Annotated in this window: 26 protein-coding genes; 13 read left to right on the forward strand and 13 right to left on the reverse strand. The window is 66.1% G+C overall.

Annotated elements, in window-relative coordinates:
- Positions 1 to 108: 108 nt before the first annotated feature.
- The 5 genes from recQ to ASD68_RS08310 form a co-directional block, all read right to left on the reverse strand.
- Positions 109 to 1,926, reverse strand: coding sequence for a DNA helicase RecQ (gene recQ, locus ASD68_RS08290; protein ID WP_056081530.1), 1,818 nt, complete (start codon positions 1,924 to 1,926; stop codon positions 109 to 111).
- Between the two features lie 99 nt (positions 1,927 to 2,025).
- Positions 2,026 to 3,996 carry a hypothetical protein gene (locus ASD68_RS08295; RefSeq protein WP_056605632.1) on the reverse strand — a complete coding sequence of 657 codons (1,971 nt, stop codon included), beginning with the start codon at positions 3,994 to 3,996 and terminating at the stop codon, positions 2,026 to 2,028.
- Complete coding sequence (locus ASD68_RS16600; RefSeq protein WP_235578686.1) at positions 3,993 to 4,604, reverse strand: hypothetical protein; 612 nt, start codon at positions 4,602 to 4,604, stop codon at positions 3,993 to 3,995. Before ASD68_RS16600 ends, ASD68_RS08295 begins: the two co-directional genes overlap by 4 nt.
- 71 nt (positions 4,605 to 4,675) lie before the next feature.
- Positions 4,676 to 6,472 carry a type IV secretory system conjugative DNA transfer family protein gene (locus ASD68_RS08305; protein ID WP_056605638.1) on the reverse strand — a complete coding sequence of 599 codons (1,797 nt, stop codon included), beginning with the start codon at positions 6,470 to 6,472 and terminating at the stop codon, positions 4,676 to 4,678.
- 130 nt (positions 6,473 to 6,602) lie between these two features.
- The gene (locus tag ASD68_RS08310; RefSeq protein WP_056605641.1) at positions 6,603 to 6,944 is read right to left on the reverse strand and encodes an MGMT family protein; all 342 of its coding nucleotides are present in this window, start codon (positions 6,942 to 6,944) and stop codon (positions 6,603 to 6,605) included.
- Between the two features lie 68 nt (positions 6,945 to 7,012).
- On the opposite strand from ASD68_RS08310, the gene ASD68_RS08315 reads away from it, so the two are divergent.
- Complete coding sequence (locus ASD68_RS08315; RefSeq protein ID WP_007082579.1) at positions 7,013 to 7,417, forward strand: hypothetical protein; 405 nt, start codon at positions 7,013 to 7,015, stop codon at positions 7,415 to 7,417.
- Positions 7,418 to 7,423: 6 nt separating this feature from the next.
- On the opposite strand, the gene ASD68_RS08320 is transcribed toward ASD68_RS08315, so the two are convergent.
- Positions 7,424 to 8,536, reverse strand: a complete 1,113-nt coding sequence (locus tag ASD68_RS08320; RefSeq protein WP_056081545.1) for an inorganic phosphate transporter — start codon at positions 8,534 to 8,536, stop codon at positions 7,424 to 7,426.
- An 85-nt stretch (positions 8,537 to 8,621) separates the two neighbouring features.
- The gene (locus ASD68_RS08325) at positions 8,622 to 9,251 is read right to left on the reverse strand and encodes a hypothetical protein (RefSeq protein WP_007082581.1); all 630 of its coding nucleotides are present in this window, start codon (positions 9,249 to 9,251) and stop codon (positions 8,622 to 8,624) included.
- Positions 9,252 to 9,387: 136 nt separating this feature from the next.
- Here ASD68_RS08325 and ASD68_RS08330 point away from each other — a divergent pair, with 136 nt between their 5' ends.
- A complete protein-coding gene (locus tag ASD68_RS08330) occupies positions 9,388 to 10,707 on the forward strand; it encodes a hemolysin family protein (RefSeq protein ID WP_056081549.1) in 1,320 nt (439 codons plus the stop codon).
- A 221-nt stretch (positions 10,708 to 10,928) separates the two neighbouring features.
- On the opposite strand, the gene ASD68_RS08335 is transcribed toward ASD68_RS08330, so the two are convergent.
- The gene (locus ASD68_RS08335; protein ID WP_056081551.1) at positions 10,929 to 11,693 is read right to left on the reverse strand and encodes an RNA methyltransferase; all 765 of its coding nucleotides are present in this window, start codon (positions 11,691 to 11,693) and stop codon (positions 10,929 to 10,931) included.
- Between the two features lie 182 nt (positions 11,694 to 11,875).
- Between ASD68_RS08335 and ASD68_RS08340 the strand changes: the two genes are divergently transcribed.
- Positions 11,876 to 12,679: an inositol monophosphatase family protein gene (locus ASD68_RS08340; RefSeq protein WP_056081554.1), complete on the forward strand. Its 804-nt coding sequence runs from the start codon at positions 11,876 to 11,878 to the stop codon at positions 12,677 to 12,679.
- A 73-nt stretch (positions 12,680 to 12,752) separates the two neighbouring features.
- Here ASD68_RS08340 and hda read toward each other — a convergent pair whose 3' ends face one another.
- Genes hda through ASD68_RS08355 form a run of 3 tightly spaced genes read right to left on the reverse strand, consistent with a single transcriptional unit; the run spans position 12,753 to position 15,627 of the window.
- Positions 12,753 to 13,454, reverse strand: a complete 702-nt coding sequence (gene hda, locus ASD68_RS08345; protein ID WP_056605644.1) for a DnaA regulatory inactivator Hda — start codon at positions 13,452 to 13,454, stop codon at positions 12,753 to 12,755.
- Positions 13,451 to 14,614 carry an AI-2E family transporter gene (locus ASD68_RS08350; protein WP_056607406.1) on the reverse strand — a complete coding sequence of 388 codons (1,164 nt, stop codon included), beginning with the start codon at positions 14,612 to 14,614 and terminating at the stop codon, positions 13,451 to 13,453. The genes hda and ASD68_RS08350 overlap by 4 nt, the downstream gene beginning before the upstream one ends.
- A gap of 29 nt (positions 14,615 to 14,643) precedes the next feature.
- The gene (locus ASD68_RS08355) at positions 14,644 to 15,627 is read right to left on the reverse strand and encodes a DUF2066 domain-containing protein (protein ID WP_056605647.1); all 984 of its coding nucleotides are present in this window, start codon (positions 15,625 to 15,627) and stop codon (positions 14,644 to 14,646) included.
- 158 nt (positions 15,628 to 15,785) lie between these two features.
- Between ASD68_RS08355 and purM the strand changes: the two genes are divergently transcribed.
- From purM to ASD68_RS08370, 3 genes are read left to right on the forward strand one after another with little or no spacing between them, the layout of a single operon-like run.
- Entirely contained in the window at positions 15,786 to 16,820 is a 1,035-nt protein-coding gene (gene purM, locus ASD68_RS08360) for a phosphoribosylformylglycinamidine cyclo-ligase (RefSeq protein ID WP_056605650.1), read from the forward strand.
- A 54-nt stretch (positions 16,821 to 16,874) separates the two neighbouring features.
- Entirely contained in the window at positions 16,875 to 17,543 is a 669-nt protein-coding gene (gene purN, locus ASD68_RS08365; protein WP_056607409.1) for a phosphoribosylglycinamide formyltransferase, read from the forward strand.
- 35 nt (positions 17,544 to 17,578) lie between these two features.
- The gene (locus ASD68_RS08370; protein WP_056081566.1) at positions 17,579 to 18,292 is read left to right on the forward strand and encodes a DUF3108 domain-containing protein; all 714 of its coding nucleotides are present in this window, start codon (positions 17,579 to 17,581) and stop codon (positions 18,290 to 18,292) included.
- Positions 18,293 to 18,412: 120 nt separating this feature from the next.
- Here the strand turns inward: ASD68_RS08370 and murA are convergent, their stop codons facing one another.
- Positions 18,413 to 19,672, reverse strand: coding sequence for a UDP-N-acetylglucosamine 1-carboxyvinyltransferase (murA, locus tag ASD68_RS08375; RefSeq protein WP_056081568.1), 1,260 nt, complete (start codon positions 19,670 to 19,672; stop codon positions 18,413 to 18,415).
- A gap of 39 nt (positions 19,673 to 19,711) precedes the next feature.
- Complete coding sequence (locus ASD68_RS08380) at positions 19,712 to 19,948, reverse strand: BolA/IbaG family iron-sulfur metabolism protein (RefSeq protein ID WP_056605653.1); 237 nt, start codon at positions 19,946 to 19,948, stop codon at positions 19,712 to 19,714.
- Between the two features lie 177 nt (positions 19,949 to 20,125).
- On the opposite strand from ASD68_RS08380, the gene ASD68_RS08385 reads away from it, so the two are divergent.
- The 7 genes from ASD68_RS08385 (at position 20,126) to raiA (ending at position 25,648) form a co-directional block, all read left to right on the forward strand.
- Positions 20,126 to 21,136: a KpsF/GutQ family sugar-phosphate isomerase gene (locus ASD68_RS08385; RefSeq protein WP_056081574.1), complete on the forward strand. Its 1,011-nt coding sequence runs from the start codon at positions 20,126 to 20,128 to the stop codon at positions 21,134 to 21,136.
- A gap of 38 nt (positions 21,137 to 21,174) precedes the next feature.
- On the forward strand, positions 21,175 to 21,723 hold the full coding sequence (locus ASD68_RS08390; RefSeq protein WP_056081578.1) for an HAD-IIIA family hydrolase: 549 nt from the start codon (positions 21,175 to 21,177) through the stop codon (positions 21,721 to 21,723).
- On the forward strand, positions 21,720 to 22,316 hold the full coding sequence (gene lptC, locus ASD68_RS08395; RefSeq protein ID WP_056605656.1) for an LPS export ABC transporter periplasmic protein LptC: 597 nt from the start codon (positions 21,720 to 21,722) through the stop codon (positions 22,314 to 22,316). Before ASD68_RS08390 ends, lptC begins: the two co-directional genes overlap by 4 nt.
- A complete protein-coding gene (lptA, locus tag ASD68_RS08400; RefSeq protein WP_056605659.1) occupies positions 22,279 to 22,902 on the forward strand; it encodes a lipopolysaccharide transport periplasmic protein LptA in 624 nt (207 codons plus the stop codon). Before lptC ends, lptA begins: the two co-directional genes overlap by 38 nt.
- Positions 22,903 to 22,905: 3 nt before the next feature.
- A complete protein-coding gene (gene lptB, locus ASD68_RS08405) occupies positions 22,906 to 23,625 on the forward strand; it encodes an LPS export ABC transporter ATP-binding protein (RefSeq protein ID WP_056081587.1) in 720 nt (239 codons plus the stop codon).
- Positions 23,626 to 23,725: 100 nt separating this feature from the next.
- The gene (locus tag ASD68_RS08410) at positions 23,726 to 25,186 is read left to right on the forward strand and encodes an RNA polymerase factor sigma-54 (protein WP_056081590.1); all 1,461 of its coding nucleotides are present in this window, start codon (positions 23,726 to 23,728) and stop codon (positions 25,184 to 25,186) included.
- 138 nt (positions 25,187 to 25,324) lie between these two features.
- On the forward strand, positions 25,325 to 25,648 hold the full coding sequence (gene raiA / locus ASD68_RS08415; RefSeq protein WP_056081593.1) for a ribosome-associated translation inhibitor RaiA: 324 nt from the start codon (positions 25,325 to 25,327) through the stop codon (positions 25,646 to 25,648).
- The last annotated feature ends 238 nt before the right edge of the window (positions 25,649 to 25,886 follow it).

Here is a 25,886-nt window from a genome sequence, read left to right on the forward strand (position 1 = left end):
CGGTCGATCCGGGAAAACTGGCCAGAAGGCGGCGCCCCATCCGGATGCCGGCGGGCTGTCTTCGAATCCTAGCTGTTTTGCCCGAGGCGCGGGGCGAGGCCCGCCCGCCTATTCCTGCGCGTTGATCACCGCCAGGAAATCACGGCCATAGCGCTTCAGCTTGGCTTCGCCCACGCCACTGATGGTGGCCAGTTCGTCTTCGGTGGTGGGCAATGCGCGCAGCATCGCCAGCAAGGTGGCGTCGTGGAAAACCACGTACGGCGGCACGCCCTGCTGTTTGGCCAGTTGCGTGCGCACGGCGCGCAAGGCATCCCACATGTCCTGCTCGTAAGCCTCGATGCCCAGACTGCCGCCGCCCGTGACCAGCTTGCTGTCGCGGCGACGACGGGCAGCGCGCTCGGGCCGCGCATCCTCGCGCAGCTTCACCGATTGGCCGCCGCTGAGCACACCACGGCTGGCGGCGGTAAGGCGCAGGGTGCCATAGCCTTCGGCATCGGCCTCCAGCAAACCGGCGGCGAGCAACTGGCGGAACACCGAGCGCCACTGCTTCTCGTCCATGTCCGCGCCGACGCCGAAGGTGCTGAGCTGGTGATGGCCCAGGCTGCGCACGCGCTCGGTTTCCTCGCCGCGCAGAATGTCGATGACATGGCCCGAACCAAAACGCTGGCCGCTGCGGTACACCGCCGACAGCGCCTTCTGCGCGGGCACGGTGGCATCCCAGGTTTTAGGTGGCGCGATGCAGTTGTCGCAATGACCGCAGGGGCCCGGATAACTTTCACCGAACGCGCCCAGCAGCAACTGCCGACGGCAATCGGTGGCTTCGGCATACGCCAGCAGCGATTCCAGCTTCTGCCGCTCCACCCGCTTGCGCTCATCGGCCGATTCGGACTGCGCGATCATCTGGCTCATGGTGACCACGTCGGACAGCCCGTAGATCATCCACGCTTCGGCCGGCAAACCATCACGACCGGCGCGGCCGGTTTCCTGGTAATAGCCCTCGATGCTGCGCGGCAAATCCAGATGCGCCACGAAGCGCACGTCGGGCTTGTCGATACCCATGCCGAACGCCACCGTGGCGACCATCACCACGCCGTCCTCGCGCAGGAAGCGCTTCTGGTTTTTCGCACGCGTCGCCGCATCCAGCCCGGCGTGGTACGGCAGCGCCTCCACGCCCGATTCGGCCAGCCACGCGGTGGTGTCGTCCACCTTGCGCCGGCTGAGGCAATACACGATGCCCGATTCGCCCTGATGTCCCAGCAGGAATTCGCCCAGCTGGCGCTTGGCGTTGTGGCGCAGGCCCACCCGGTAGCCGATGTTGGGCCGATCGAAACTGGATACGAACTGGCGCGCGTTCTGCAGCGACAACCGCTCCACGATCTCCTCGCGCGTGCGCGGGTCGGCGGTGGCGGTGAGCGCGATGCGTGGCACCTGCGGAAAACGCTGCTGCAGGATCGCCAGCTCACGGTATTCGGGTCGGAAATCGTGGCCCCACTGCGAGACGCAATGCGCCTCGTCGATGGCGAACAACGCCACTTCGGTGCGCTCAAGCTGAGCCAGGAACCGGCCGGTGAGCAGCCGCTCCGGCGCCACGTAAAGCAGATTCAGCTCGCCCGCTTCCAGCTGCCGCTCCACCTCGCGCTGCTCGGCGGCCGCCAGGCTGGAATTGAGAAACGCCGCGGCCACGCCCGCTTCGCGCAACGCGTCAACCTGGTCCTGCATCAGCGCAATCAACGGCGACACCACGATGCCCGTGCCCTGACGCAGCAGCGCCGGCACCTGGTAGCAAAGCGATTTGCCGCCGCCCGTGGGCATCAGCACCAGCGCATCGCCGCCTTCGCTGAGATGCTCCACCACGGCCTGTTGCTGGCCGCGGAAACTGGAATAACCGAAAACGCTTTGCAGCAGGTCGAGAGCGGGGGAAGTCATCCTGCAATGCTAGCAAACCGCGGGGTGGCGTCTGTCGGCGGATGGCGCACGCATCGTTCAGCCATGGCGTGCCGACGACGGCGATTTCGCCTGCGCGAGTTACCGCCCGGCGAGCCCCGGCCCCTGCTGGATAGCCGCGCTTTGCGACGTGGCCCAACCCGCCATTTGCGGCTGCTGATCGTATTGCTGGATCTGCAGGATGGATTGCTGCGGCTGGGGTGACGGGACCCTCAAATCGACGCTGGCCGGCGTGGCCAACATGCCCGATCCCCGGAACAGCATTTGACCACCCGCCCGGTCGAAATGGACCTGTTGCAGGTTATGCGCCGTGATCTCGTGCGCATGACATGCAGCCGTGAATTGCAGCAAACGGGCTTCCGAAGCATCAGGGATACGTCGATGCAGCTCGTTGTAAAGCGCATGGTTGGTACCGTCTGGACGGCGCGGATCGCTGACCTCGTGAGCCGGATCGGCCGGAACGACGGCGCGGACCTGGTCGGGTAAAGACTCGGCCGGCTGCGAGGCCGCTGGCGTCTGTCCAAACCACCGTCCTGGATGTGACAAGGTGTCATAGGCTTCGCCAGCGGCTTGCTCCGCCGCATCAATCCCATGTGACATCGTCCGTTTGGCGTCTGAATAGGCATGACCGACGGCATCCATCATCTCTCCGAGCCGCGCGTGGTTTTCGATAGAGCTATCGATACGGTGCACGAGGGTCGCCTCGGCCTGATGCACCCCGGATTGCACCGCACTGGCATAGGCATGAACGCCTTGTTCCACGCCATGCTTGAGTTCCTGCCCCAACCCGGCAACGAATTGACCCGTAGCGTGAGCGGCCTGGCCGGCGAGGTGGCTGGTCCGCGCCAGCCCCTCCGCTTCGACATGCGTAGCAAAACCAAGAGCCTTCGCACCCAGGGCGACACCACCGGCAACGCCTGGGTCCAGCGGCGCAGCTGCCCAGGCGATACGTGAAGCCTCATCTGCCCGCTGCTGCACGGCGTGCCCCGTCGAGCGGATACCATCCGCCAACTGATCAGCACCCCGCTGCACGTACTGGCCGCCAGCCTGAGACAAGACACTGCCCTGCTCCAAGGCACCCGTGGCGCCCTCGACGACGCGGTTGTGCTCCAGCGCATCCCGGATCGATGAATCAACCAGGGATGCGTGATATTCCATCAGCTGCTGCTGCATCCGTGGAGACAAGTGCGCGTAAGTGGATTCCAGATTCAGATGTTCCGTACTGTTCAATGCCACCGCCAATTCGGCGCGCGAGTCGTACACATCACCTCGGAAATGGTCGATGGCGGCCTTGTTTTCCGCGTAATTTTTCCTGGCGTGCGCCATGTTCTCCGGCTTCAACACGCTATCCGGGCCGGTGAAATGGGTACCGCTGTGATCACCCAGGCTCATGGCTAGCAACGGGTTTGGCCCGATCACACCTGGATCTGCATCGAGGTAGCGTGCACCACGCAGTTTCGTCAGATCCTGATCACTAGCGAGTGTCACCACCTGTCCATAGTGGCGACTGGCTGCACTTACCGGGTCGCCAGCCATCACATAATTGATGACCCTGTCGCCACCCTCAGGCAGACCGTAGCCCAGGTCTACGGCGCCGTACCCATTGATCGTCATGCCTCGCAGCCCGAATTCCGACGCCAGAACCTCGACCTCCGCACCTGCCAGGGAGTGACCGGCGAGTGTGATCTTGTCCCTGGGAACACCCGCCTTTTCGGCTTTGTCGAGTATTTCTCTGACGAAAGAGCGTGCGTCGTCCATTTGTGGATTGACGCGATCCCTGACCATCCGGTAATCGGCAATGGCGTCCTTTACCGTGACACTGGTGTGATGCAAGACATCCGGATCCGTGCCGCGAGGGGCGATGATGATTTCACCCGTAGCCACGCTTTGGTAGGCGGTGCCATGAAATCCACTTGGACTCACCGCATAGCCGAACACCCTGTATTTGTGATCATGCAAATCCACTTCCTTTTGCTTGCTCACCTGTATCCGCGAGCGATCCTCATAAGCATCAACGGCCGCAGCAGCAGAAACTTCCGGATCAAGGCTCATGGATTAGCCTCTTTTATAGTCAAAGTAACTGGAAAGAAGCCATCAGGATTCTTCTTATATTCAGGCCTCGTGACGGAGAAAGCGGGCGCACTGTCCAGATCTTTCACCTGTTCGGAAAGATCGCTTTTTCTAAAATAATCAGTTTGCGGAGATCTAAGAGCCTCATCCACCAACTGGGATGAGCCGAATCCAACTCCGTCCACCTTGAAGTCAGGCGCAACTTGAGTCGCATCCCAGTGACAAACCCCCTTTCCAAAATAATCATCATCTCGCAAGGCGTCTCGATAAAAATACCCACGCCACGTGTTTCTTCCAATGGGCACCATTTCAAAATCGTAACTGGTATTCGGAACGTTGCGACCTCCAGTAAAGGTATCTTGGGGCACGCACTCCGCATTGACGACATCAAAAAAAACCACGCCCTTTACTGAGTCCCACGGTCCGGGCAAATCCACTGTGGCGGTAACTTCATAGCGTTTGACGGGATGAGGATTTTTCTCTGGATTCTTCGGGTCACCGTGCATGGCGGAGCATCCTGTGGTCAGAGCGATGGTCAAAATGAGTGCGGCAGCGGCTCTAAGCGGCATCGTAAGGATCCTTTCGGCCATGATGGAGCTCCTCGTTGGACGGCAGGCGAGGACGGAACGATACGACACCGAGCCTCCTTTTTTGTTGATTCCTAGCTTGCCAGCCATTGGGCTTCCTTCGCGTCATTCGGACGGATGACATCCTTCGTGGACGCGTCCTTCTGCTGCATGCTTGCCGTCGCTACCTTGATCACCGCCGGCGCCACGCCAGCCCGCTGCTTGAGCTGCTTGTCCCTGAAATACCAGTTCTTCCTGGCGCGGATCGGTTTGCAGCCTTCGTAGAAGATCAGCTCGTCGTCAGCGGGGAGTTCCTTGATTTCCTGAGGCAGGAACAGGGCGCGCTTTTCTTCGGTGTGGTTGATCGAGACCTGGTTGGTGCCGCGGCCGCGGCTGGTGCTGCGGTGTTCCTTGCGGATGGTCTTGTAGCCGAGCATTTCGCTGTATTCGTTGGCGTCACTCTGTTCACGCGGGGCGAACACGATTTGCGCGCCGTGGTTGGTGATGAAGTTCTGCGCGTCGTCGTCACCGTAGGCCGAGCGCAGCTGGGCGCGGCTCTGCACGATGCACAGGTCGCGCACGCCGTAGCTGGCGGAGATCGAGATGCGCTTGGCCCAGACGTCCATCCGGCCCATGGCGGTGAATTCATCCATCAGCAGCAGCATCTGGTGTTTCAGTTCCGGCTCCTCGCCCAGTTGTTTCGTGAGATTGCCGCCGATCACCGTGCTGAAGAAGATGTTGAGCAGCTTGCTGCTTTCGTCCAGCTTGTTGGTGGGGATGATGACGTACAGCGTGGTGGGCCGTTTGCGCAGGCTGGCCACGTCGATGTCGGTGGCGTTGGTGGCGGCGGCCAGGATGGGGCTGAGGAACTGCTGCAGCGGCGCCTGCATGGTGGCGAGGACGGAGGAGAAGGTCTGTTCGGCCAGGCCGGCGAGGTTGCCGAATACGGTGCGGGTCTGGGCGCTGACGAAGGCGTAGCGCGGGTCCTTCAGGATGATCTGCAACATCTCCCGGGTGCCCTGGCCGTCGGCGCCGCTGGACAGGCGCAGGATGCGCTCGAAGCTGGGGAAACCTTCGTGGGTATTGGGGTGCATGTCCGGCAGGCCGCTGCGGCAGCCGTGATCCCAGCCCTCGAACAGGAACGACGCGAAGGCGGTGAAGGCGGCGCGGCTCTGTGCGGTCCAGAACGGGTCCTTGCCGGCTTCGTCCGGGTACAGGATGGCGGCGATGGTCTGGATCTCGCCGATGCGCTTGCCCGGGTCCATCCCCGCCAGCGGCGTCATCGGGTTGAAGCGATGGGTGTTGCCCGCCTCGTCGTACGGCGCCCAGACGCGGATGGCGTGGCCTTGCGCCTGGCGCCAGCCGCTGGTGGCCTTGAACAGCTCGCCCTTGAGGTCCAGCACCACCATCGATTCCTGGTACGAGAGCAGTACCGGGATGGCGACGCTGGTGGTCTTGCCCGAGCGGGTCGGGCTGATGGTGATGACGTGCTGGGCGCCGCCCAACCACAGGTAGCGGCCCTTGTACGAGCCGATGAGGATGCTTTGCGGGGTCTGCGTGAGCAGCCCGGCCTTTTTCAGGTCGGACAACGTGGCGAAGCGGGCATCACCATGGAGGGAGGCGGATCGGGTCTTCAGCAGCGGAATCAGCGCACCGGCCCACGCCAGCAACGGCAGGCCGAAACCGATGGCGCCGCTGAGCTTGATCCGGGAAGCGAAGGGCGCGAACTGCGGCAGATCCATCGCCTGCAGGTATTGCCACCAGGTGTTCCAGGCCAGCGACGTATCGCGCAGGCCGAGCAGAAGCAACACCAGCCAGTTCGAGAGAAACCATCCGCCGACCAGCCCCACCAACAGCAACGCCAACACCCAACCCAGCTTGTTCCGGCTCATCCCTGGCCTCCCCCGCATGTGGATTTTCGATGCTGGTGGAACCGCTTCCGTCGTGTCAATGCGTCGATAGCGCCTCACGCTGTCGGCGTTGGATGAAGCTTCGCGTAGTGACGATCAGGTCCGGGAATCCTCAATCCCCCGGCATGCCCCACAGCGCCCGGTCCAGGTCGCCATCCAGGCCGAAACGGGACAGCGGCACGCGGCCGCCTTTTACCTCGACGCCCTCGGCACGCAACCGCTGGCATTGTTCGCGAAAGCCGTCACTGTCGCGCGGCAGCGCGATCTGGCCGCTGGCGCGAAGCACGCGGTACCACGGCAGCTCCAGTCCGTCCGGTGTTTCACCCAGCAGCTTGCCCACCAGCCGCGCCCGCCCCGGCAGCCCGGCGCGGGCCGCGATGGCGCCATAACTGGCCACGCGGCCGGGCGGAATGGCGGCGATCGCGGCATAGATGCGGCGGGCGGCATCGCTCATGGTTCACAAGACGCAAGCGGGGGGACGTGGCAGAGTACCAGTGTTCGCTCGCCACCCCGGAAGCCTCCATGCGCCATTTCGAAGCCGTGCGTTCGCATATCGGCAGCCACTACGCGCTGCGCCACAACGACCCCTACCTGATCAGTTTCGACCTGGGGCTGGCGAAGGATCGTTACCAGGGCATCTACCTGGCGGAGCTGGAAGGCGAGGACGGTCGCCGCTACCTGCGTATTTCCACCCCGGTGGGGCCGCTGGCGGGTATCGATCCCAACCGCTGCCTGCGCTTCAACTGGCTGCAGCGCACGGGGTTTCTCGCGGTCACCGACCTGGACGGCTCGCCCTACCTGCATCTGTGCGAAAACCGCCCGTACGAGACGCTGGACGAAGGCGAGCTGCAACGGCTGATCAGCGAACTGGGCTCGCTGGGCGACGAACTGGAGCAGGTGATCGCCGCCGACAGCGATTCGCTGTAACGAACGTCAGGACAGTGCGTGGGCCACCAGCACCAGGCCGTACGCCAGCAACGCGGTGATCGGCAGGGTCAGGATCCACGCCCAGACCATCCGCTCCACCACCGACCAGCGGATCGCATTGAAGCGCTTGGCCGCGCCCACGCCCATGATCGAGGCCGACACGTTGTGCGTGGTCGACACCGGGATGCCGAAGGCCGAAGCCACGAAAATCACGAAGGCCGAGCCGGTTTCCGCGGCAAAACCATTGATCGGATGCAGCTTGACCATCTTGTGGCCCAGCGTCTTGATGATGCGCCAGCCACCGCCGGCGGTGCCCGCGGCCATGGTCAGCGCGGAGACCACTTTCACCCAGACGGGAATCGCGAAACCGCCGGCGGGATCACCGTCGATGCGCAGGAAATCCAGCCATTCAGGCAGGTGATCGAACTGATGCGCGGCGGTGGCGCCGGCCAGGGCCAACGCGATGATGCCCATGCTTTTCTGGGCGTCGTTCATGCCATGCGCCACGCCCATGGCGCTGGCCGACACGATCTGCGCCTTGCCGAAGAACGAGTTCACGAACGGTGTGCGGCCAAACCGGCGCAGCCAGCCCTGCCGATTGGCGAACCAGGCCAGCAACGCGTACAGCCCGCCCATCAACGCGAAGCTGAGGATGAAACCGGCCAGGGGCGAATAGACCATCGGCAGGATGACCTTGGGAATCACGCCTTCGCCTCGCGCAAAGCCGTTCTGCGCCCAGATCACCGCCGAAAAATTGTTGTCTGCCGCCGCCAGCGCCGCACCCACCAGCGAGCCGACCAGCGCATGGCTGGAGCTGGAGGGCAGGCCCAGCCACCAGGTGATGAGGTTCCAGATGATCGCCGACAGCAATGCGCAGATCAGGATCTGCGAACTCATCTCCAGCACGCCGGCGTTGATCAGGCCCGAGGCGATGGTGGCGGCCACCGCCGTGCCCATCAGCGCGCCGATCAGGTTGGTGCCGGCCGCCAGCAACACGGCTTGCCCCGGCGTCAGCACCTTGGTCGCCACCACGGTGGCGATCGAGTTGGCGGTGTCGTGAAAACCGTTGATGTAGGTGAAGACCAGCGCGATCACCACCACCGCGATCACCAGGGTCATGGCCGGTATCCGGTGTGAAGCGGGCAAGTAGTCGTCGCGGTCGCGCGCCGGCGGAAGAACAAGGCAAGGGACACGGCGAAAGCCCTCAGGAGTTCTTCAGCACGATCGAATAGACGATGTTGCCCACGTCACGGCATTTGTCGATCGCCTTCTCGATCAGCTCGAACAGGTCCTTGGCCAGCACCGCGCGCATCACGTCGCCGCCCTCCACATACAACGTGCGGTACGGCGCCAGCAGCATGCGGTCGCCTTCCGACTCCAGCGCCTGCAGGCGATCCTGCAGCTTCTTGACCGGATCGATGCGCAGGCCGCGGCGCAGCTCGCCGATCATCTCCACCACCACGGCGCTGGAGCGCTCCAGCACCAGCGCGCGCTGGGCGAAATCCACGCCGTCGAGGCGATCGGCCACGATCTCGAAGCGTTCGGCGAATTTCTCCACCGTCTTGGGAATCTTGTACAGCGCCGAGTTCAACGCCTCGATGTCCTCGCGATCCAGCGCGGTGACGAAGGTGTTCACCAGGCCCTCGCTGATCTGCGCGGCCAGCTCCTTTTCGCGGGCACGGGTGGCGGTGAAGCCGGCCATCACCGAGCCTTTGCCGGGGTTGGTGAGCAAATCGTGCAGGGCCTTGGCACTTTCATGGGCGGCGCCGGCGCTCTGTTCGAGCAAGCCGTAGAATTTGTCGCCTTTTCCGAAAATCGTCTGCAGTGAAAACATGCGGCCTTGCCTGGAGGAAGCGGAATAGTGGAATGTTACAGGACACACGCCCCGTACGGTTACGCCCGCAAAAGGTGAACTGCGGGCCTCGCTGCCCTTACACTGCCCCCATGCCTCCGCCCCCAACCCCGCCGCGATGCTGATCGAAATCGCGCTCGTCTTCGTGCTGGCACTCTGCAACGGCTTCTTCGCGCTGTCGGAGATGGCGCTGGTCGTCTCCCGCAAGGGCCGCTTCAAGCAGATGGCGAAAACCAGCCGCGGCGCCGCCCTGGCGCTGCGTCACGCCGAATCGCCGGAGCACTTCCTGTCGACCGTGCAGGTGGGCATCACCCTGGTGATGCTGATCACCGGCGCCGTGGCCGGCGATGCACTGGGCGCCCACATCGCCAACGCACTGCGCGGCGACAACGTGGCCTGGCTGCTCCCCTATGCCCGCATTATCGGCATCGTGTTGGGTTTCGTGCTGATCTCGTTCATCCAGATCGTCATCGGTGAACTGGTGCCCAAGCGGCTGGCGCTGGCGGCGCCGGAGAAAGTCTCCGTCATCGTGGCGTTCCCGATGCTGCTGCTGTCGCGCCTCACGGCGCCTTTCGTGTGGTTGCTGAACATCTCCAGCAATCTGCTGCTGCGGATGCTGCGGATCAACCAGCAGGGCCGCGGCGTGGTTACCGAGGAGGAGATTCGCCTGCTGGTGGCCGAAAGCGCCGAGCAGGGCGTGCTGGACGCCGACGAACACAACATGGTCAACCGCGTGCTGCGGCTGGGCGACCGCACGGTGGACAGCGTGATGACCCCGCGCATGCGCATCGCCTGGCTGGATATCGCCGGCACCCGCGAGGAAAACGTGGAAGTGCTGCGCCAGACGCCCTACTCGCGCTACCCGGTATACCGCGGCGACGAGAGCGAGGTGGTGGGCGTGGTCGAGGTCAAGCGCCTGCTGTACAGCTTCGCCCAGGGCCGCCCGGAGTTGTTCAGCCACCTGTCCAAACCGCTGTTCGTGCCCGCCACGGCCCGCGCGCTGGATCTGCTGGAGGAATTCCGCGATGCCGAGACGCCGCTGGCGCTGGTGGTGGATGAATACGGCGACATCGAGGGCGTGGTCACCGTCAACGACCTGCTGGCGGCCGTGGTCGGCGCCAGCCAGATCGGCCACGGCGGCAGCGATGACCACTCGCCGATCGTGCAGCGCGAAGACGGCAGCTGGCTGATCGACGGCAGCCTGCCCACCGACGACCTGCGCGAACTGCTGCAACTGAACCATCTGCCCGGCGAAGACGAACACGACTTCCGCACCGCCGCGGGCATGGTAATGGCTGCACTGGGCCACATCCCGCAAACCGGCGAAACCTTCACCTGGCACGGCATCCGCGTCGAGGTGGTGGACCTGGACGGCGCGCGGATCGACAAGCTGCTGGTGACGCTGGAGCCGACGTTCGAGGCGTCGGAGGACGAGTAGGTCAGGAGCTGCCCCCATCCGCCCTGTCGGGCACCTTCCCCCGCAAGCGGGGGAAGGGAAACCTGGGAGCGTGCAGCAAACCTGCTGTTCCTTCCCCCGCTTGCGGGAGAAGGTGCCCACTGCGAAGGCAGGATGCCGAAGCGAACGGCGAAGCCGGCCCGTAGGGCGTGCCGCAGGAGCGGCACGTAAAGGCGGAAGAGGGCGCTTTTCGCCCTCGCCGCTCAGCCCTTCTTCACCCCGGCCAACCCCGCCATCCGCTGCGCATCGGCCAATATCCCGTGCAGCATGCGCAGTTCGCGTTCATCCATCTGAGCGCGCTGGAACAGCTTGCGCAGCCGCAGCATGATCGTGGTCGGCGTGCGGCCCTTGTGGAAATCGATGTCGTCCAGCGTCCGCGACAGATGATCGTAGAACTGTTCCATCTGGATCGCGTCGGCGGGCGGCTCGTCATGCACGGGCGGCGGTGGCGCCGGCGTTTCCTGCAGCATGGCGATGCGCAGCTCGTAGGCCATCACCTGCACCGCCTGCGACAGGTTGAGCGAGCTGAAATCATCCACGCTGGGGATGCGCACCATCGCGTGGCAATGCGCCAACTCCTCGTTTTCCAGCCCGGTGCGCTCGTTGCCGAACACCATGGCCACCTGCTCGCCGCGTGCGGCGGCGGCCAGTGCCTGCGCGGCGGCCTCGCGCGGCGAGATTTCCGGCAGGTTCACCCCGCGCCTTCGCGCGGACAAACCCAGTGCCAGATTGCTGCCGGCCAGGCCATCGACCAGGGTGCGATGGATGCCGGCGGCATCCAGCACCGCGTCGGCGCCCGCGGCCAGCGCGGTGGCGTCCGGGTCGGGAAAGCGCGCGGGCAGGACCAGATCCAGTCGCTCGAAACCCATCGTGCGGATCGCCCGCGCAGCACTGCCGATATTGCCCGGGTGCGAAGTGCGCACGAGCACGAAGCGCAGGCGGGCGGCGAGGTCGAGGGTATCGGTCATGGGGTGTGGGCGGTGAAAGAAAGCCTGCAAGCATAGTGCGAAGCCCGACACGGCACGAATGCGGCGGGCCGACGCCAGCCTTCCGTCTTCGATGCACCGGGCGCCCTCGCCCGCCGCCGCCCCATCGCGCCTCTGCTAGAATGCGCGGTCGCAACCCCGCTCTCTTCCAAAGTCGAAACCCCATGGCCCGACCCCACGTCACGATCGCGGCGCGCGCCGCGCGTTCCGCAGGCAACATCATCCTGCGCTACATGAACCGCATCGACGGCCTCAACGTCGTCGAGAAGCAGCAGCTGGATTTCGTCTCCGAAGTCGACAAGCTGGCCGAGGCGGAGATCATCAAGGAACTGCGCCGCGCCTATCCCGACCACGCGATCCTGGCCGAGGAAAGCGGCGCCATCGGCAAGGGTCCGCTTACCTGGGTAATCGACCCGCTGGACGGCACCCACAACTACCTGCGCGGCATCCCGCACTTCAGTGTGTCGATCGCGCTGCTGGAAAAGGGTGTGCCGATCCACGCCGTGGTGTTCGATCCCCTGCGCGACGAGCTGTACACCGCCAGCAAGGGCGACGGCGCCTACCTCAACGACCGCCGCATGCGCGTGGGCAAGCGCGAGAACCTGGGCGGCGCGATGATCGCCACCGGCTTCCCGTTCCGCCAGCGCCAACATCTGGTGCCGCAACTGGACATGACCCGCGCCATCCTCGGCCAGGCCGAGGACATCCGTCGCTCCGGCTCCGCCGCGCTGGACCTGGCCTACGTTGCCGCCGGCCGCTACGACGGCTTTTTCGAGATCGGCCTGAAACCCTGGGACATGGCCGCCGGCGTGCTGCTGGTGCACGAGGCGGGCGGACGCTACTGCGACTTCGCTGGCCGCGACGGCATCCCCGCCAGCGGCAACATCATCGCCGGCAACCTGCACGTGGCCAAGGCGATGGTGGACGCGATCGGACAACAGGCGACGCCGGAACTGCTCAAGGCCTGAGCCACGTTTCATCGACACATCGAAGGCGCCGCAAGGCGCCTTTCTTGTGCGGATTCGTCCGCAGGGTTTGCGCCTACGGTTCGGCGGCGTCGCGCAGGAAATCGCGCAGGAACGGCACGGTGATCCGCCGCTGCGCGGCCAGTGAGGCCTGGTCGAGTTTGTCCAGCAGGTCGAGCAAGGCGCCCAGGTCGCGGGCGTAGCGGGAAAACAGCCAGTCCAGCACCGCGTCGTCCAGCTGGATACCACGCAGCACGGCCTGGCTTTTCAGCACCTCGCGGCGATCCGCGTCGTCCAGCGGTTTCAGCGTGAACCGGGTGCAGGCGCCCAGGCGCGAGCGTAGATCGGGCAGGCCCAAGGCCAGTTGCGCCACGCCGGCTTCGGCGGCGAACAGCAGGGCACCGCCTTCGGCGCGGGTACGATTGTAGAGGTCGAACAGGGCGTGCTCGGCATCGCGATCGCCGGCGATGGCCTGCAGGCCATCCAGCGCCAGCAGTTCGCTGCCGGCGACACCACGCAGGGCGGCGGCGCGGTCGACCTGGCTGGTCAGCGGCAGGTATTGCACGGTACGCCCGAGCGCGCTGGCGGCATGGCAGGCGGCGATCAGCAGATGGCTCTTGCCGCTGCCGGTCGGGCCGCCCAGATAAACCCACGGTGCGCCGGGCTGGCGCGCCAGCGCCTCCACCGCGGCCAGCGCCGCCGCGTTGGTACCGGCGTGGAAATGCTCGAAACGCTGGCGCCGCGGCCAGCGCAGCGCCAGCGGCAACTGCGGAATCATGGGGTTGTTCCGTCGTCCGGTGGCGTCGCGATGTTCGATTCGACGTCGCCGTCGCCGTGCACGCTGACCTCGACTTCGGCAATCACCGGGTCGTCCGGCCCGGCCTCGTTGTACAGCTCGCTCATGCGATAGCGTTCGAGCAGGTAGCGCAACAGCACCATGATCACCGACGCCGCCGGCAGCGCCAGCAGCACACCGAGGAAACCGAACAGGTAGCCACCGGCCAGCACCGCGAAGATCACCGCCACCGGGTGCAGGCCGATCTTGTCGCCCACCAGTTTGGGCACCAGCACATAGCCTTCCAGCAACTGGCCCAGCACGAACACGCCGCACACCAGCAGCACGTGCATCCAGTCGCCGTATTGCACCAGCACGGCCACGATCGCGGCCACGAAACCGATGATGAAACCCAGGTACGGCACGAAGCTGAGCAGACCCGCGACCATGCCGATCAGCGGCCCCACGGTGAGCCCGACCACGCCCAGCCCGGCGCCGTAGAACACGCCCAGCGCCAGCATCACCAGCAACTGGCCGCGCACGAATGCGCCCAGGATGCTGTCCGACTCGCGCGCCAGGTGCGCGATGGTGGGCTGGATCGAGCGCGGCAACATGCGGTCGATGGTGGCCACCAGCCGATCCCAGTCGCGCAGCAGGTAGAACGCCACCACCGGGATCAGCACCAGGTTGGTCAGCCACATCGCGATACCCAGGCCCGAGCGCGACACCCGCCCCAGCACGGTCGCGGTGACGGTGCCGATGGAGCCGATGTGGGCCTTGATCGCCTCCAGCAGGCGGTCGCTGTCGAAGGTGTCCGGGTCCAGGTGCAGCCGATCGCGCAGCCACGGCCAGGCGATGTCCTGCGCCCAGTCGCCGTAGCGCGGCAGGTTCTCGATGAGGTTTTCCACCTGCCGCGCGATCAGCGGAATCAGCAGCAGCAACACGCCGCAGACCACCAGCAACAGCACCACGAACACCACCGTGGCGGCCCATATGCGCTTCAGGCCCAGCCGCTCCAGCCGGTCGGCCAGCGGGTCACCCAGGTAGGCCAGCATGGCGGCCACCGCGAACGGCATCAGTACCGGCGCCAGCAGCCAGATCAGCCAGCCGATGATCGCGATGATCGCCAGCATCTGCCAGCGGTGCGAGGTGTCCTGGTTCACGAGTCGTTTCCCGGCGCCATCGACGGACATCAATGCAGCCAGCGCAGGCTGGCATCGGCGCCATCGTGCGGCGCATCCAGCAGCAGGCGTCCGCCGGCGGCCAGGCTGGTGGCCAGTGCCGCCGCCGGCAGCGCCGCCCTGATCTCCAGCATGATGCCGTCATCCTGCGCGCCCAGCGTGGTCACGCCGCGCACGGTGGGGTCGGCGTTGAGCATCGACAGCAGGTTGGCATACGCCATGGCCGAACCCACCCCATCCACCCACAGCCGGCTGGTGCTGACGGTGGCGCTGACCACATTGAGTTGCTGGCCCACGCGACCGACGGCGCCGGTGCCGGCATCGGCCAGCACGGCGTCTTCGGTAGCGCCCTGATTGCTCCAGCGCTGCGCTTTCCCGCCGGACACCAGCACCCAGTCACCACCGCCGTCATGCAGGTTGCCGAGCAGGACCAGCCCGGTGTGATATTGCTGGTTGATCGACGCCAGCGCGGCCGGGTCCGCCGCGGCCACACGCGCCAGGTCCGGCGTGCTGGCAGGGGCGGGATACACCACGCCGGTGCCGCCCGCCGTTACTGCCTGGGCCAGGCTGCCCAGGTCGTCCTGCTGCAACAACTGGCCGTCGCTGCCCTTCACTAGCAACAGTACGGGCGGTTTCACGCCGGCGCGGGAGACACCCAGTGTGTCGATCAACCGCCGTACCGCGCCGGGTTCGAAATTTACCTGCAGCGAAAGGCCGCCGCCGTCCGCCTTGGCGTACTGGAACTGCTGCACCAGCGAGCGCGCCTTGCCCAGCGCGTCGGCGTAACCGGCCTTGTTGCGCAGATCCTGCCCGCCCGCCACGCGTACCAGCACCTGCCCCAGCGCCGTGGCAAACGCCTCGTCGCGCTGGGCGCTGCTGGTGTCGCTGACCGGTACCGTGACCGAATACGGCGAACCCGGGACCTGCGCGTGCAGCGGCGACCACGCCACAAACGCCAGCAACAGGGCGACAATCGACAGACGGGGCAGGCGCATAAGCATGGATTCTTGGCGGACAACTGCGGGAAGTCTGCCCAATCGCGCTGCCAGCGTCCATGACAGCCATGGCGGATATGGAAAAGTCCGCGCCGCCAACGGCCAGCCGCCGCCACATAACTGCTAAACTTGCGCGTTTCATCCAGCCGGTTTACGCCATGTCAGACGCCCTCACCTACCGCGCCGCCGGCGTCGACATCGACGCGGGCAATGCCCTGGTCGAACGCATCAAGCCACTGGTCAAGCGCACGCAGCGCCCGGAAGTGATGGGCGGGCTGGGCGGCTTCGGCGGCCTGTTCGACCTCTCCGGCCGCTATAAGGAGCCCGTGCTGGTGTCGGGCACCGACGGCGTCGGCACCAAGCTGAAGCTGGCGCAGATCCTCGGCCGCCACGACACCATCGGCATCGACCTGGTCGGCATGTGCGTCAACGACGTGCTGGTGCAGGGCGCCGAGCCGCTGTTCTTCCTCGATTATTTCGCCACCGGCAAGCTGGACGTGGACACCGCCGCGGCCGTGGTCGGCGGCATTGCCAAGGGCTGCGAACTGGCCGGCTGCGCCCTGATCGGCGGCGAGACGGCCGAAATGCCCGACATGTATCCACCGGGCGAGTACGACCTGGCCGGCTTCACCGTGGGCGCGGTGGAAAAATCGCAGATGCTCAGCGGCGCCGGCATCGTCGCCGGCGACGTGATCCTGGGCGTGGCCTCGTCCGGCCCGCATTCCAACGGCTATTCGCTGATCCGCAAGATCCTGGAGCGCGCCGGCAAACCGTTGGACATGGACCTCGGCGGTGTGAAGCTGGCCGATGCGCTGATGGCGCCAACCACGATTTACGTGAAGCCGATGCTGGAACTGCTGCGCGCGCAGTCGGATCAGGTGCACGGCATGGCCCACATCACCGGCGGCGGGCTGAAGGAAAACATCATCCGCGTGGTGCCTGACGGTCTGGGCATCGCGCTGCAGGCGTCGGCGTTGACTTTGCCGCCGGTGTTCGATTGGCTGATGCGCGAGGGCAACGTGGCGCGCGAGGAAATGTGGCGCACGTTCAACTGCGGCGTGGGTTTCACGGTGATCCTGCCGGCCGACGCGGTGGCTGCGGCCTCGGCGCTGCTGGCCTCGCACGGTCTGGCCAGCGCGGTGATCGGCGAAGTGGTAACCGCTTCGGGCGACGAGCGCGTGCGGATCGGCTGAGTACCCACGTTGATCGCCACGCTTTCTTCCACCAACGCCACTGACGCAGGCCAGGTGAGCGCGACTCCGCTCAAGGTCGCCGTGCTCGCCTCCGGTCGCGGCAGCAATCTTGCGGCCTTGCTGGCCGCGCGCGACCGCGGCGAACTGCCGGTGGATTTCGTGCTGGTGGGCAGCGACAAAGCCAGCGCGCATGCCTTGCAACTGGCCAAAGCGGCGGGCATCGCCACGCTGGCGCTGAGCCCGCGCAACTACCCGGACCGGCGCAGCTTCGACCTGGACCTGCTGGCCCGCATCGCCGCCAGCGGCGCCGACATACTGGTGCTGGCCGGCTTCATGCGGGTGCTGGATGGCGAAGCGCTGGCACCGTGGATCGGCCGCGTGATCAATATTCACCCCTCGCTGCTGCCCAAGTACCGCGGCCTGCACACCCACCGTCGTGCGCTGGAAGCCGGCGACCGCGAGCACGGTGCCAGCGTGCATTACGTCACCGCCGAACTCGACGGCGGCCCGCTGATCGCCCAGGCCCGCATCACCGTCCACCCCGACGACGACGAAGACACGCTGGCGCAGCGGCTGCTGCCGCTGGAACACCGCCTGCTGCCCACCGTGCTGAGCCTGATGGCGAGCCGCCGCCTGCGCTGGAGCGACGACGGCGCGCAACTGGATGGCCAGCCGCTGCGCACCCCGCTGGCCCTGGGCGAGCACGGCCTGCACCTGCCTTGACGCGCGGTTCAGCCCGGCCGCGGCAGACTCGGCCGATGATCATCCGCTCCCTGTTCGTTCCGCTTGTTGGCGCTGCGCTGCTGTTCGGCAGCACGGCCATGGCCGCTGCCGCCAAAACGCCCACGGCCTTTACCGCCACCTATCGCGTCACCCAGGGCGGCATGCCCCTGGGCGACGCCAAGGTCACCTTGCGCCCGGCCGGCGACGGCGAATGGGTCTACAGCAAGAGCATCAAAGGCAGTGGCGGCATGGCAGCGCTGCTGGCGGCCAATCTTGAGGAAAGCTCGCGTTTCCGCTGGAAAGGTGTCGCGCCGGAGGCGGTCAGCTACGACTACCAGCTGACGTCGGCGATCAAGAGCAAGCAACGCCACCTGCGGGTGGACTGGGCGAAAAAGCAGGTCAGCGTGGACGAAGGCAAGGGCGCAAACACCTACCCGGCCGCGCCCGGCATGGTGGAGCGCAACACCCTGGCGCTGGCCATCGGCATGGCCCTGCGTGATGGCAGCAAGAACCTGGCGTTGCCGGTGGCCGTCAAGCAGCAAGTCGAAACCCAGAACTTCAAGGTGACCGGCAAGGAGACCATCAAGGTGCCGGCCGGCAGCTTCGACGCCGAACGGGTCGAACGCACCGATGCCGATCGCGGCTTCAGCGCCTGGTACGTGCCCGACCAGTACCCGCTGCCGGTGAAGCTGTCGCAGCACGATGGCGGCAACGTGGAGATGGAGTTGCTGAGCTACCGCGCCGACTGAGGCGTTGCCTTTTGTAGGAGCGCACCCTGTGCGCGATGCTTTCCGTCACGTCGGGCGAGAGCATCACGCACGGGGTGTGCTCCTACAACGCCGGTAATGACCGGCGCGGCACCCGCTGGCTCAGTTCGGCAGCCGGCGAATCTTCGCGCCCAGGGTGCCGAGCTTCTCCTCGATGTTCTCGTAGCCGCGATCGATGTGGTACACGCGATCGACGGTGGTGTCGCCGTGAGCCACCAGGCCGGCCAGCACCAGGCAGGCCGAGGCGCGCAGGTCGGTGGCCATGATCGGCGCACCGCTCATCTGGCCGACGCCCTTGATCACCGCGGTGTTGCCTTCCAGGTGGATGTCCGCCCCCAGCCGCTGCAGCTCGTGCGCGTGCATGAAACGGTTCTCGAACACGGTCTCGGTAATCACGCCGGTACCCTCGGCCACGCAGTTGAGCGCGGTGAACTGCGCCTGCATGTCGGTGGGGAACGCGGGATACGGTGCGGTGCTGATGTTGACCGCCTTCGGCCGCCGCCCGCCCATGTCCAGCTCGATCCAGTCGTCGCCGGTGGAAATGTGCGCACCGGCCTCTTCCAGCTTGGACAGCACCGCATCCAGCGTGTTGGCGCGCGCATGCCGTGCCCGTACCTTGCCGCCGGTGATGGCCGCGCCGACCAGGAAGGTGCCGGTCTCGATGCGGTCGGGCAGCACCTGGTAGTCGGTGCCGTGCAGCCGCTCCACGCCGTGGATCACCAGCGTGGAGGAACCGATGCCCTCGATCTGCGCGCCCATCGCGATCAGGCAATGCGCCAAGTCGACCACCTCGGGCTCCTGCGCCGCGTTCTCGATCACCGTGGTGCCCTGGGCCAGGGTGGCGGCCATCATGATGTTCTCGGTACCGGTGACGGTGACCATGTCCATCAGCACGCGCGCGCCCTTGAGCCGCTTGGCGCGCGCCTTGATGTAGCCGTTTTCCACACTGATGTCCGCGCCCAGCGCGCGCAGGCCGCGGATGTGCTGATCCACCGGCCGCGAACCGATCGCGCAGCCACCGGGCAGCGACACCTCGGCCTGGCCGAAGCGCGCCACCAGCGGGCCCAGCACCAGGATCGAGGCGCGCATGGTGCGCACCAGGTCGTACGGCGCCACGCAGGTATTGGTGGTGCGCGGGTCGATATGCATCTTCATGCGATCGTCCAGCACCAGTTGCACGCCCATCTGGCCCAGCAGCTCGATGAAGGTGGTGACGTCGTGCAGGTGCGGCACGTTGCCCACGCTCACCGGCTCGTCGGCCAGCAGGCAGGCGGCGAGGATGGGCAGCACGGCGTTTTTCGCACCGGAAATGCCCACGTCGCCGTGGAGCGGCGTGCCACCGCTAATCAGGATCTTGGCCATCGTTGTCCTTCGAAAAGATGTATCGGAAGCGCGGCGACTTCAGCGGCGCGCCGCTTCCTCGGACGTCAGCGTTGTCAGGGCCAGTGCGTGAATTTCCCCACCCATCAGCTCACCCAGTGTGGCGTATACCATCCGGTGGCGGGCCAGCGGCAGTTTGCCCGCGAATTGATCGGCAACCACGGTGGCCTCGAAATGGACGCCATCGGCGCCACTGACCTCGGCCCGCGCGCCCGGCAACCCGGCTTCGATCAGCGATTTGATGCGGTCAGTATCCATGGACTTCACGACTGATGGCACATAACCGGGGCAATTCGACCCTGCCCAACGGCTTATGACTGTAAAATGCGAATCGGCCATGATAGTGGAAATTTCATGTCGCAGAAACGACGATGAGCCGTCTCGTCGCCCGGCCGACCGGCAATACGCCACGATGACTCCCTTATTCGAGCTCCCATGAACGCACGCATCGCCCCGCCTGCCACCGTCGCGCTGCAGCCCGACGCCATCATTCGCCATGCGCGGGCCGTGATCGCGACCGAGGCGGAGGCCATCGGCGCGCTGGAGCCGCGCATCGGCACCGATTTCGTGGAAGCGTGCCGGCTGATCCTGAACTGCCACGGCCGCGTGGTGGTTACCGGCATGGGCAAATCCGGGCATGTGGCGCGCAAGATCGCCGCCACCCTGGCCTCCACCGGCACGCCGTCGTTCTACGTGCACCCGGGCGAGGCCAGCCACGGCGACCTGGGCATGATCATGCCGCAGGACATCGTGCTGGCGCTGTCCTATTCCGGCGAAACCGACGAGGTGCTGTTCATCCTGCCCACGCTCAAACGCGAGGGGATACCGCTGATCGCGATCACCGGCAAACCCGGCTCCTCGCTGGCGCGGCAGGCCGACGTGCACCTGGACGGCAGCATCAGCTGCGAAGCCTGCCCGCTGGGTCTGGCGCCCACCACCAGCACCACCGCGGCACTGGTGCTGGGTGACGCCCTGGCCATCGCCTTGCTGGAAGCGCGCGGGTTCACCTCGGACGATTTCGCCCGCTCGCACCCGGCCGGCAGCCTGGGGCGCCGTCTGCTGCTGCGGATCAGCGACGTGATGCACACCGGCGAGGAGATCCCTCGGGTGGCGCCGGACGTCAGCCTCACCACCGCGCTGGTCGAGATGACCCGCAAGCACCTGGGCATGACTGCCGTGGTGGATGCCGACGACCGCCTGCTGGGCGTGTTCACCGACGGCGACCTGCGTCGTGCGCTGGATGACGTGGGCGTGGACCTGCGCGGTGCCACCGTCACCGAACTGATGACCCGCGGCCCCAAGACCATCGGCCCGGAGAAGCTGGCGGCCGAGGCGGCGCAACTGATGGAAAAGCACCAGATTCACGCCCTGCTGGTGGTCGACGCCGACCAGCGCGTGGTCGGCGCGCTGAATATTCATGACCTGCTGCGTGCCCGCGTGGTTTGATGGGGTCTTCGACCGCGTTCGCCAACCACCCATCACGCATGACCGACAGCTATCTCGCCCACCTCCCCGCCGACCTGCTCGCCCGCGCCGCCGCCATCCGGCTGGCGGTGTTCGACGTGGACGGCACCCTGACCGATGGCCACCTGCATTACAGCGAGGACGGCCGCGAAACCAAGGTCTTCCACGTGCATGACGGGCTGGGCCTGAAGCGGCTGCAGGCCAACGGCGTGCAGGTGGCCATCATCACCGCGCGAATCAGCCACCCCGTGGCGCTGCGCGCCGAGGAGCTGGACATCGCCCACGTCTACCAGGGCCAGGGCGACAAGCGCGCCTGCCTGCGCGAACTGCTCGAAGCGCTGAAGCTGACACCGGCGCAGGCCGCCTTCGTGGGCGACGACCTGCCCGATCTGGCCCCGATGCGCATGGCCGGGCTGGCGGTGGCCGTGGCCAACGCGCATCCCTGGCTGGCCGCGCAGGCGCACTGGCAAACCAGCCGCCGCGGCGGCGAGGGTGCGGCGCGCGAAGTGTGCGACCTGATCCTGCTGGCCCAGGGCAAGGCCGACGCGGAGCGGGAGCGCTGGCAGTGAATATCCGCCGCTACCTGCGCGACCGCCGCCTGCCGGTGGCGATCGTGGGGCTGGGGCTGGCTGCGGGGCTTGCCCAGACCTTGCTGTGGTGGATGGGCCCGCCGCCGAAAACCAACGACTTCGTGGGCCCGCCGCGTTCCGGCTACACGCTCACCGATGCCCGCGTCACGAAATACAACACCGAAGGCCTGGCCGCCTTCCACCTGACGGCGCCGCACGTCGAACGGCGCGAAGGCGACGATTCGCTGTACATCAACTCGCCCACCTTCGACCTGCCATCGAACCAACCCGGCGTGCCGGACTGGAAAGGCGAATCGCTGTACGGCTGGGTCGACAAGGGCGGCACGACGCTGAAATTGCAGGGCCCCGTCTACATGCACCGGGCCGCCTACGACGACACCCCCGCCACCGAGCTGCGCAGCGCCGACATCACCGCCTGGCCCAAGGACAACCGCATGCAGACGGCGGCAGCGGCGCAGATGGTGCAAGGGGGCACTAGAATCACCGGTCTTGGCATGCGTGCCAACCTCAACGACAAACACCTGGAGCTGCTCGATGACGTCCACGCCACGTTCCCGCCGCGCAAGCGCTAGCGCCGCCTGGCTCGTGCTGGGTCTGCTTGCGCTGTCGCCAGCCTTCGCCAAACAGAGCGACCGCGACCAACCGATGCAGGTCGACGCCAAGCACTTCGATGGTTTCCAGAAGCCGAACACGGTCAGCACCCTGACCGGCAGCGTGGTGATCCGCCAGGGCTCGCTCAAGGCCACCGGCGCCGAGGCCAAGGTCCACTTCGATGGCGAAAGCCAGATCGACCGTGTCGTCATCACCGGCAACCCCGCCCACCTCGAACAGCTCGACGACAACGGCAACCTGATGCAGGGCGAGGCGGCCACCATCGACTACCACGCCGCCAAGGATTACGCCGTGCTGTCCGGCAACGCCGTGGTGAAACAGAAAGGGCGCGGCGAAGCGCGCGGCGACACCCTCACCTACAACACGCAAACCAGCCAGATGACCGGCGAAAGCAACGGCGACGGCATGGTCCACATGACCTTCCAGCCCAAGGCCCGCGCCGCAACCACGCCCGCCGACAAACCCGCCGCCGCCGCACCGGCGCCAGCCAGCACGGTCGCCGCGCCCGCTCCGGAGCAAAGCAGCGCCACGCCGGGAACGCCGTAACCGATGCTGTCCGCCGAAGGTCTGCAAAAGAGTTTCCGCGCGCGCAAGGTCGTGCGCGATTTCGGTTTTTCGATCCGTGAAGGCGAGGTCGTGGGCCTGCTGGGCCCCAACGGCGCCGGCAAGACCACCTGTTTCTACATGGTGGTTGGACTGATCGAAGCCGATGCCGGCAGCATCAAGCTCGACCAGCAGGACATCACCGGTCTGCCCATGCACGCGCGGGCCAAGCTGGGCATCGGCTACCTGCCGCAGGAAGCCTCGGTGTTCCGCCGGCTCAGCGTGGCGGACAACATCATGGCGGTGCTGGAACTGCGCGCCGGGCTGGATGCGAACCAGCGCGGCACCGAGCTGGAAAACCTGCTCGACGAATTGAAGATCGCCCACATCGCCGGGCAGAAAGGCATCAGCCTGTCCGGTGGCGAGCGGCGGCGCGTGGAAATCGCCCGGGCGCTGGCGGCCAAACCGCGCTACATGCTGCTGGACGAGCCGTTCGCCGGCGTCGACCCCATCTCGGTGGGCGAAATCCAGCGCATCGTGCGTCACCTGAAAGAACGTGGCATCGGCGTACTGATCACCGACCACAACGTGCGCGAAACCCTGGGCATCTGCGATCGCGCGTACATCCTGAACGACGGCGAGGTGCTGTCGCGCGGCACGCCCGCGCATATCCTGGCCGACGAAAAGGTGCGCGAGGTTTACCTGGGGCGCGAATTCCGGCTCTGAGGGGCGCGTTCGTCCGACCGGGCCGAACACCACTATCACGCTCTGGTCGCTTCGGCAGCGACCGGTTAGGATGGTTGCGAGCTCACTCGATCAAGTTGGCATGAAACCCGCATTACAGTTTCGCCTTCATCAGCAGCTGACCCTCACGCCGCAATTGCAGCAGGCGATCCGGTTGCTGCAGTTGTCGCAGCTGGAACTCGAAGCGGAACTGCGACAGATCGCCGAAGGCAACCCGCTGCTGGAATTCGCCGACGAGGCCGAGGAAGAAGCAGCGGACGACGAAGACGACTACGCGGCCGCCGAAAGCGTCGCCGATACGGCCAGCGTCGAACACGATGTGAACGATCCGGCCGACGACTGGGCCGACACCGGCGGCACGGCGGAATCGCCGATCGACTTCTCCAGCAGCAACAGCAGCGTCAGCAGCTCACCCGGCTCGCGCGGGGATGAGGATTTCGAACCGCAGAACGCGGCGCCGGAAACCTTGCAGCAACACCTGATGTGGCAGCTCAACCTGTCCCCGTTCAACCCGCGCCAGCATGCCATCGCCACCGTGCTGATCGACGCGCTGAACCCCGCCGGCTACCTCGCCGAAGGGCTGGATGCCGTGCTGGCGGCCCTGCCCGCCAGCCTCGACGCCAGCATCGAGGAGATCGAGGTGGTGCGCCGCCTGCTGCAGGGTTTCGACCCGGTCGGCGTGGCCAGCCTGGACCTGCGCGATTGCCTGCGGGTGCAACTGGAACAGTTCGACCCGGACACACCCCACCGCGACCTGGCCTTGCGGCTGATCGACGGCGAGCTGGAATTGCTGGCACGCAACGACATCGCCAAGCTGGCCCGCCACCTGCGCGCCAGCGAGGAAGACGTGGCCGGCGCGGCCTTGCTGATCCGCAGCCTGGACCCGCGCCCCGGCGCCGCGCTGGACACCACACCGGTCGAATACGTGGCGCCGGATGTCTACGCCCTGCGCGACGGCAACCACTGGCGCGTGAGCCTGAACGCCGACGCCCAGCCGCGGCTGGGGCTGAACCAGCATTACTGTGGCCTGATCGCGCAGGCTCGCGGCGAGGACGCCAGCTGGATGCGCGGCCAGTTGCAGGAGGCCCGCTGGCTGATCAAGAGCCTGGAGTCGCGCGCCGAAACGCTGATGAAAGTGGCCAACGCCATCGTGCGCCAGCAAAGCGCCTTCCTCGACTACGGCCCCGAAGCCATGCGCCCGCTGGTGCTGCGCGAGGTAGCCGAAGAAGTGGGCATGCACGAATCGACCATTTCACGCGTCACCACGCGCAAATACATGCACACGCCACGCGGCACCTTCGAGCTGAAATATTTCTTCTCCAGCGGCGTATCCACCGAGGACGGCGGCAGCGCCTCGGCCACCGCCATCCAGGCCATGCTGCGCAAGCTGATCGATGCCGAGGACAGCCGCAAACCGCTGTCCGACCAGGCCATTGCCGAAGAATTGCAACGCCGCGGCATTCAGGTAGCGCGCCGCACCGTGGCCAAATACCGGGAGGGCTTGCGCATACCCAGCTCCAGCGAACGCCAGCGCGCCAGCTAGCTGACCAACAGGCTCGCGGGGGAACTTGCCCGCGCCGGAAACGTCCCCACTACATGAGTGTGATTCATCAGACATGCCGGCCCCACGCGGCATGTCCACCCGCCGCGCAACGCGGCACTGCACCAGAGGAGGCGACCCATGCAACTCCAACTCAGCGGCCAGCAGATTGAAGTCACCCCGGCCTTGCGCGATCACGTCAACGGCAAGATTGACCGTCTCACCCGCCTCGACGAGAAGCTGATCGGCCTGGCCGTCGTACTGGCCGTGGACAAGCTGCAACAGCGTGCCTCGGGCACCCTCACCACCACCGGAGCCACCTTGCACGCAGAGGCTGCCGAAGCCGACATGTATGCCTCGATCGACGTGCTGTTCGACAAGCTGGTCGACCAGTTGCGCAAACATCGCCAGAAAGTCAGCAACAAGCATCAGCGCCAGGCGCGCGAGGAACGCCAGTACGGTTGAGCCTCGACGGCTGACCCGCAACAAACGGCGGCAACGCGGCTGGAGTTCACCGCGTTGCCGCCGAGCCCAGCCCTCCATCATGGCAACGCAAGGCAACAGGCTCCCCACCCGTTCACCCCGAAAAGGGGCGCACGCCGAAGCCCTCATCGGCACCAGGAAGCCATCCCGTCCAGACGCCGTTTCCGCCAAGCTGGCACAATGTCCGTTCACCGACGCGGCATCTCGCCCGGCCGGGAAT

Source organism: Rhodanobacter sp. Root627 (assembly GCF_001427835.1).
Taxonomy (GTDB): domain Bacteria; phylum Pseudomonadota; class Gammaproteobacteria; order Xanthomonadales; family Rhodanobacteraceae; genus Rhodanobacter; species Rhodanobacter ginsenosidimutans.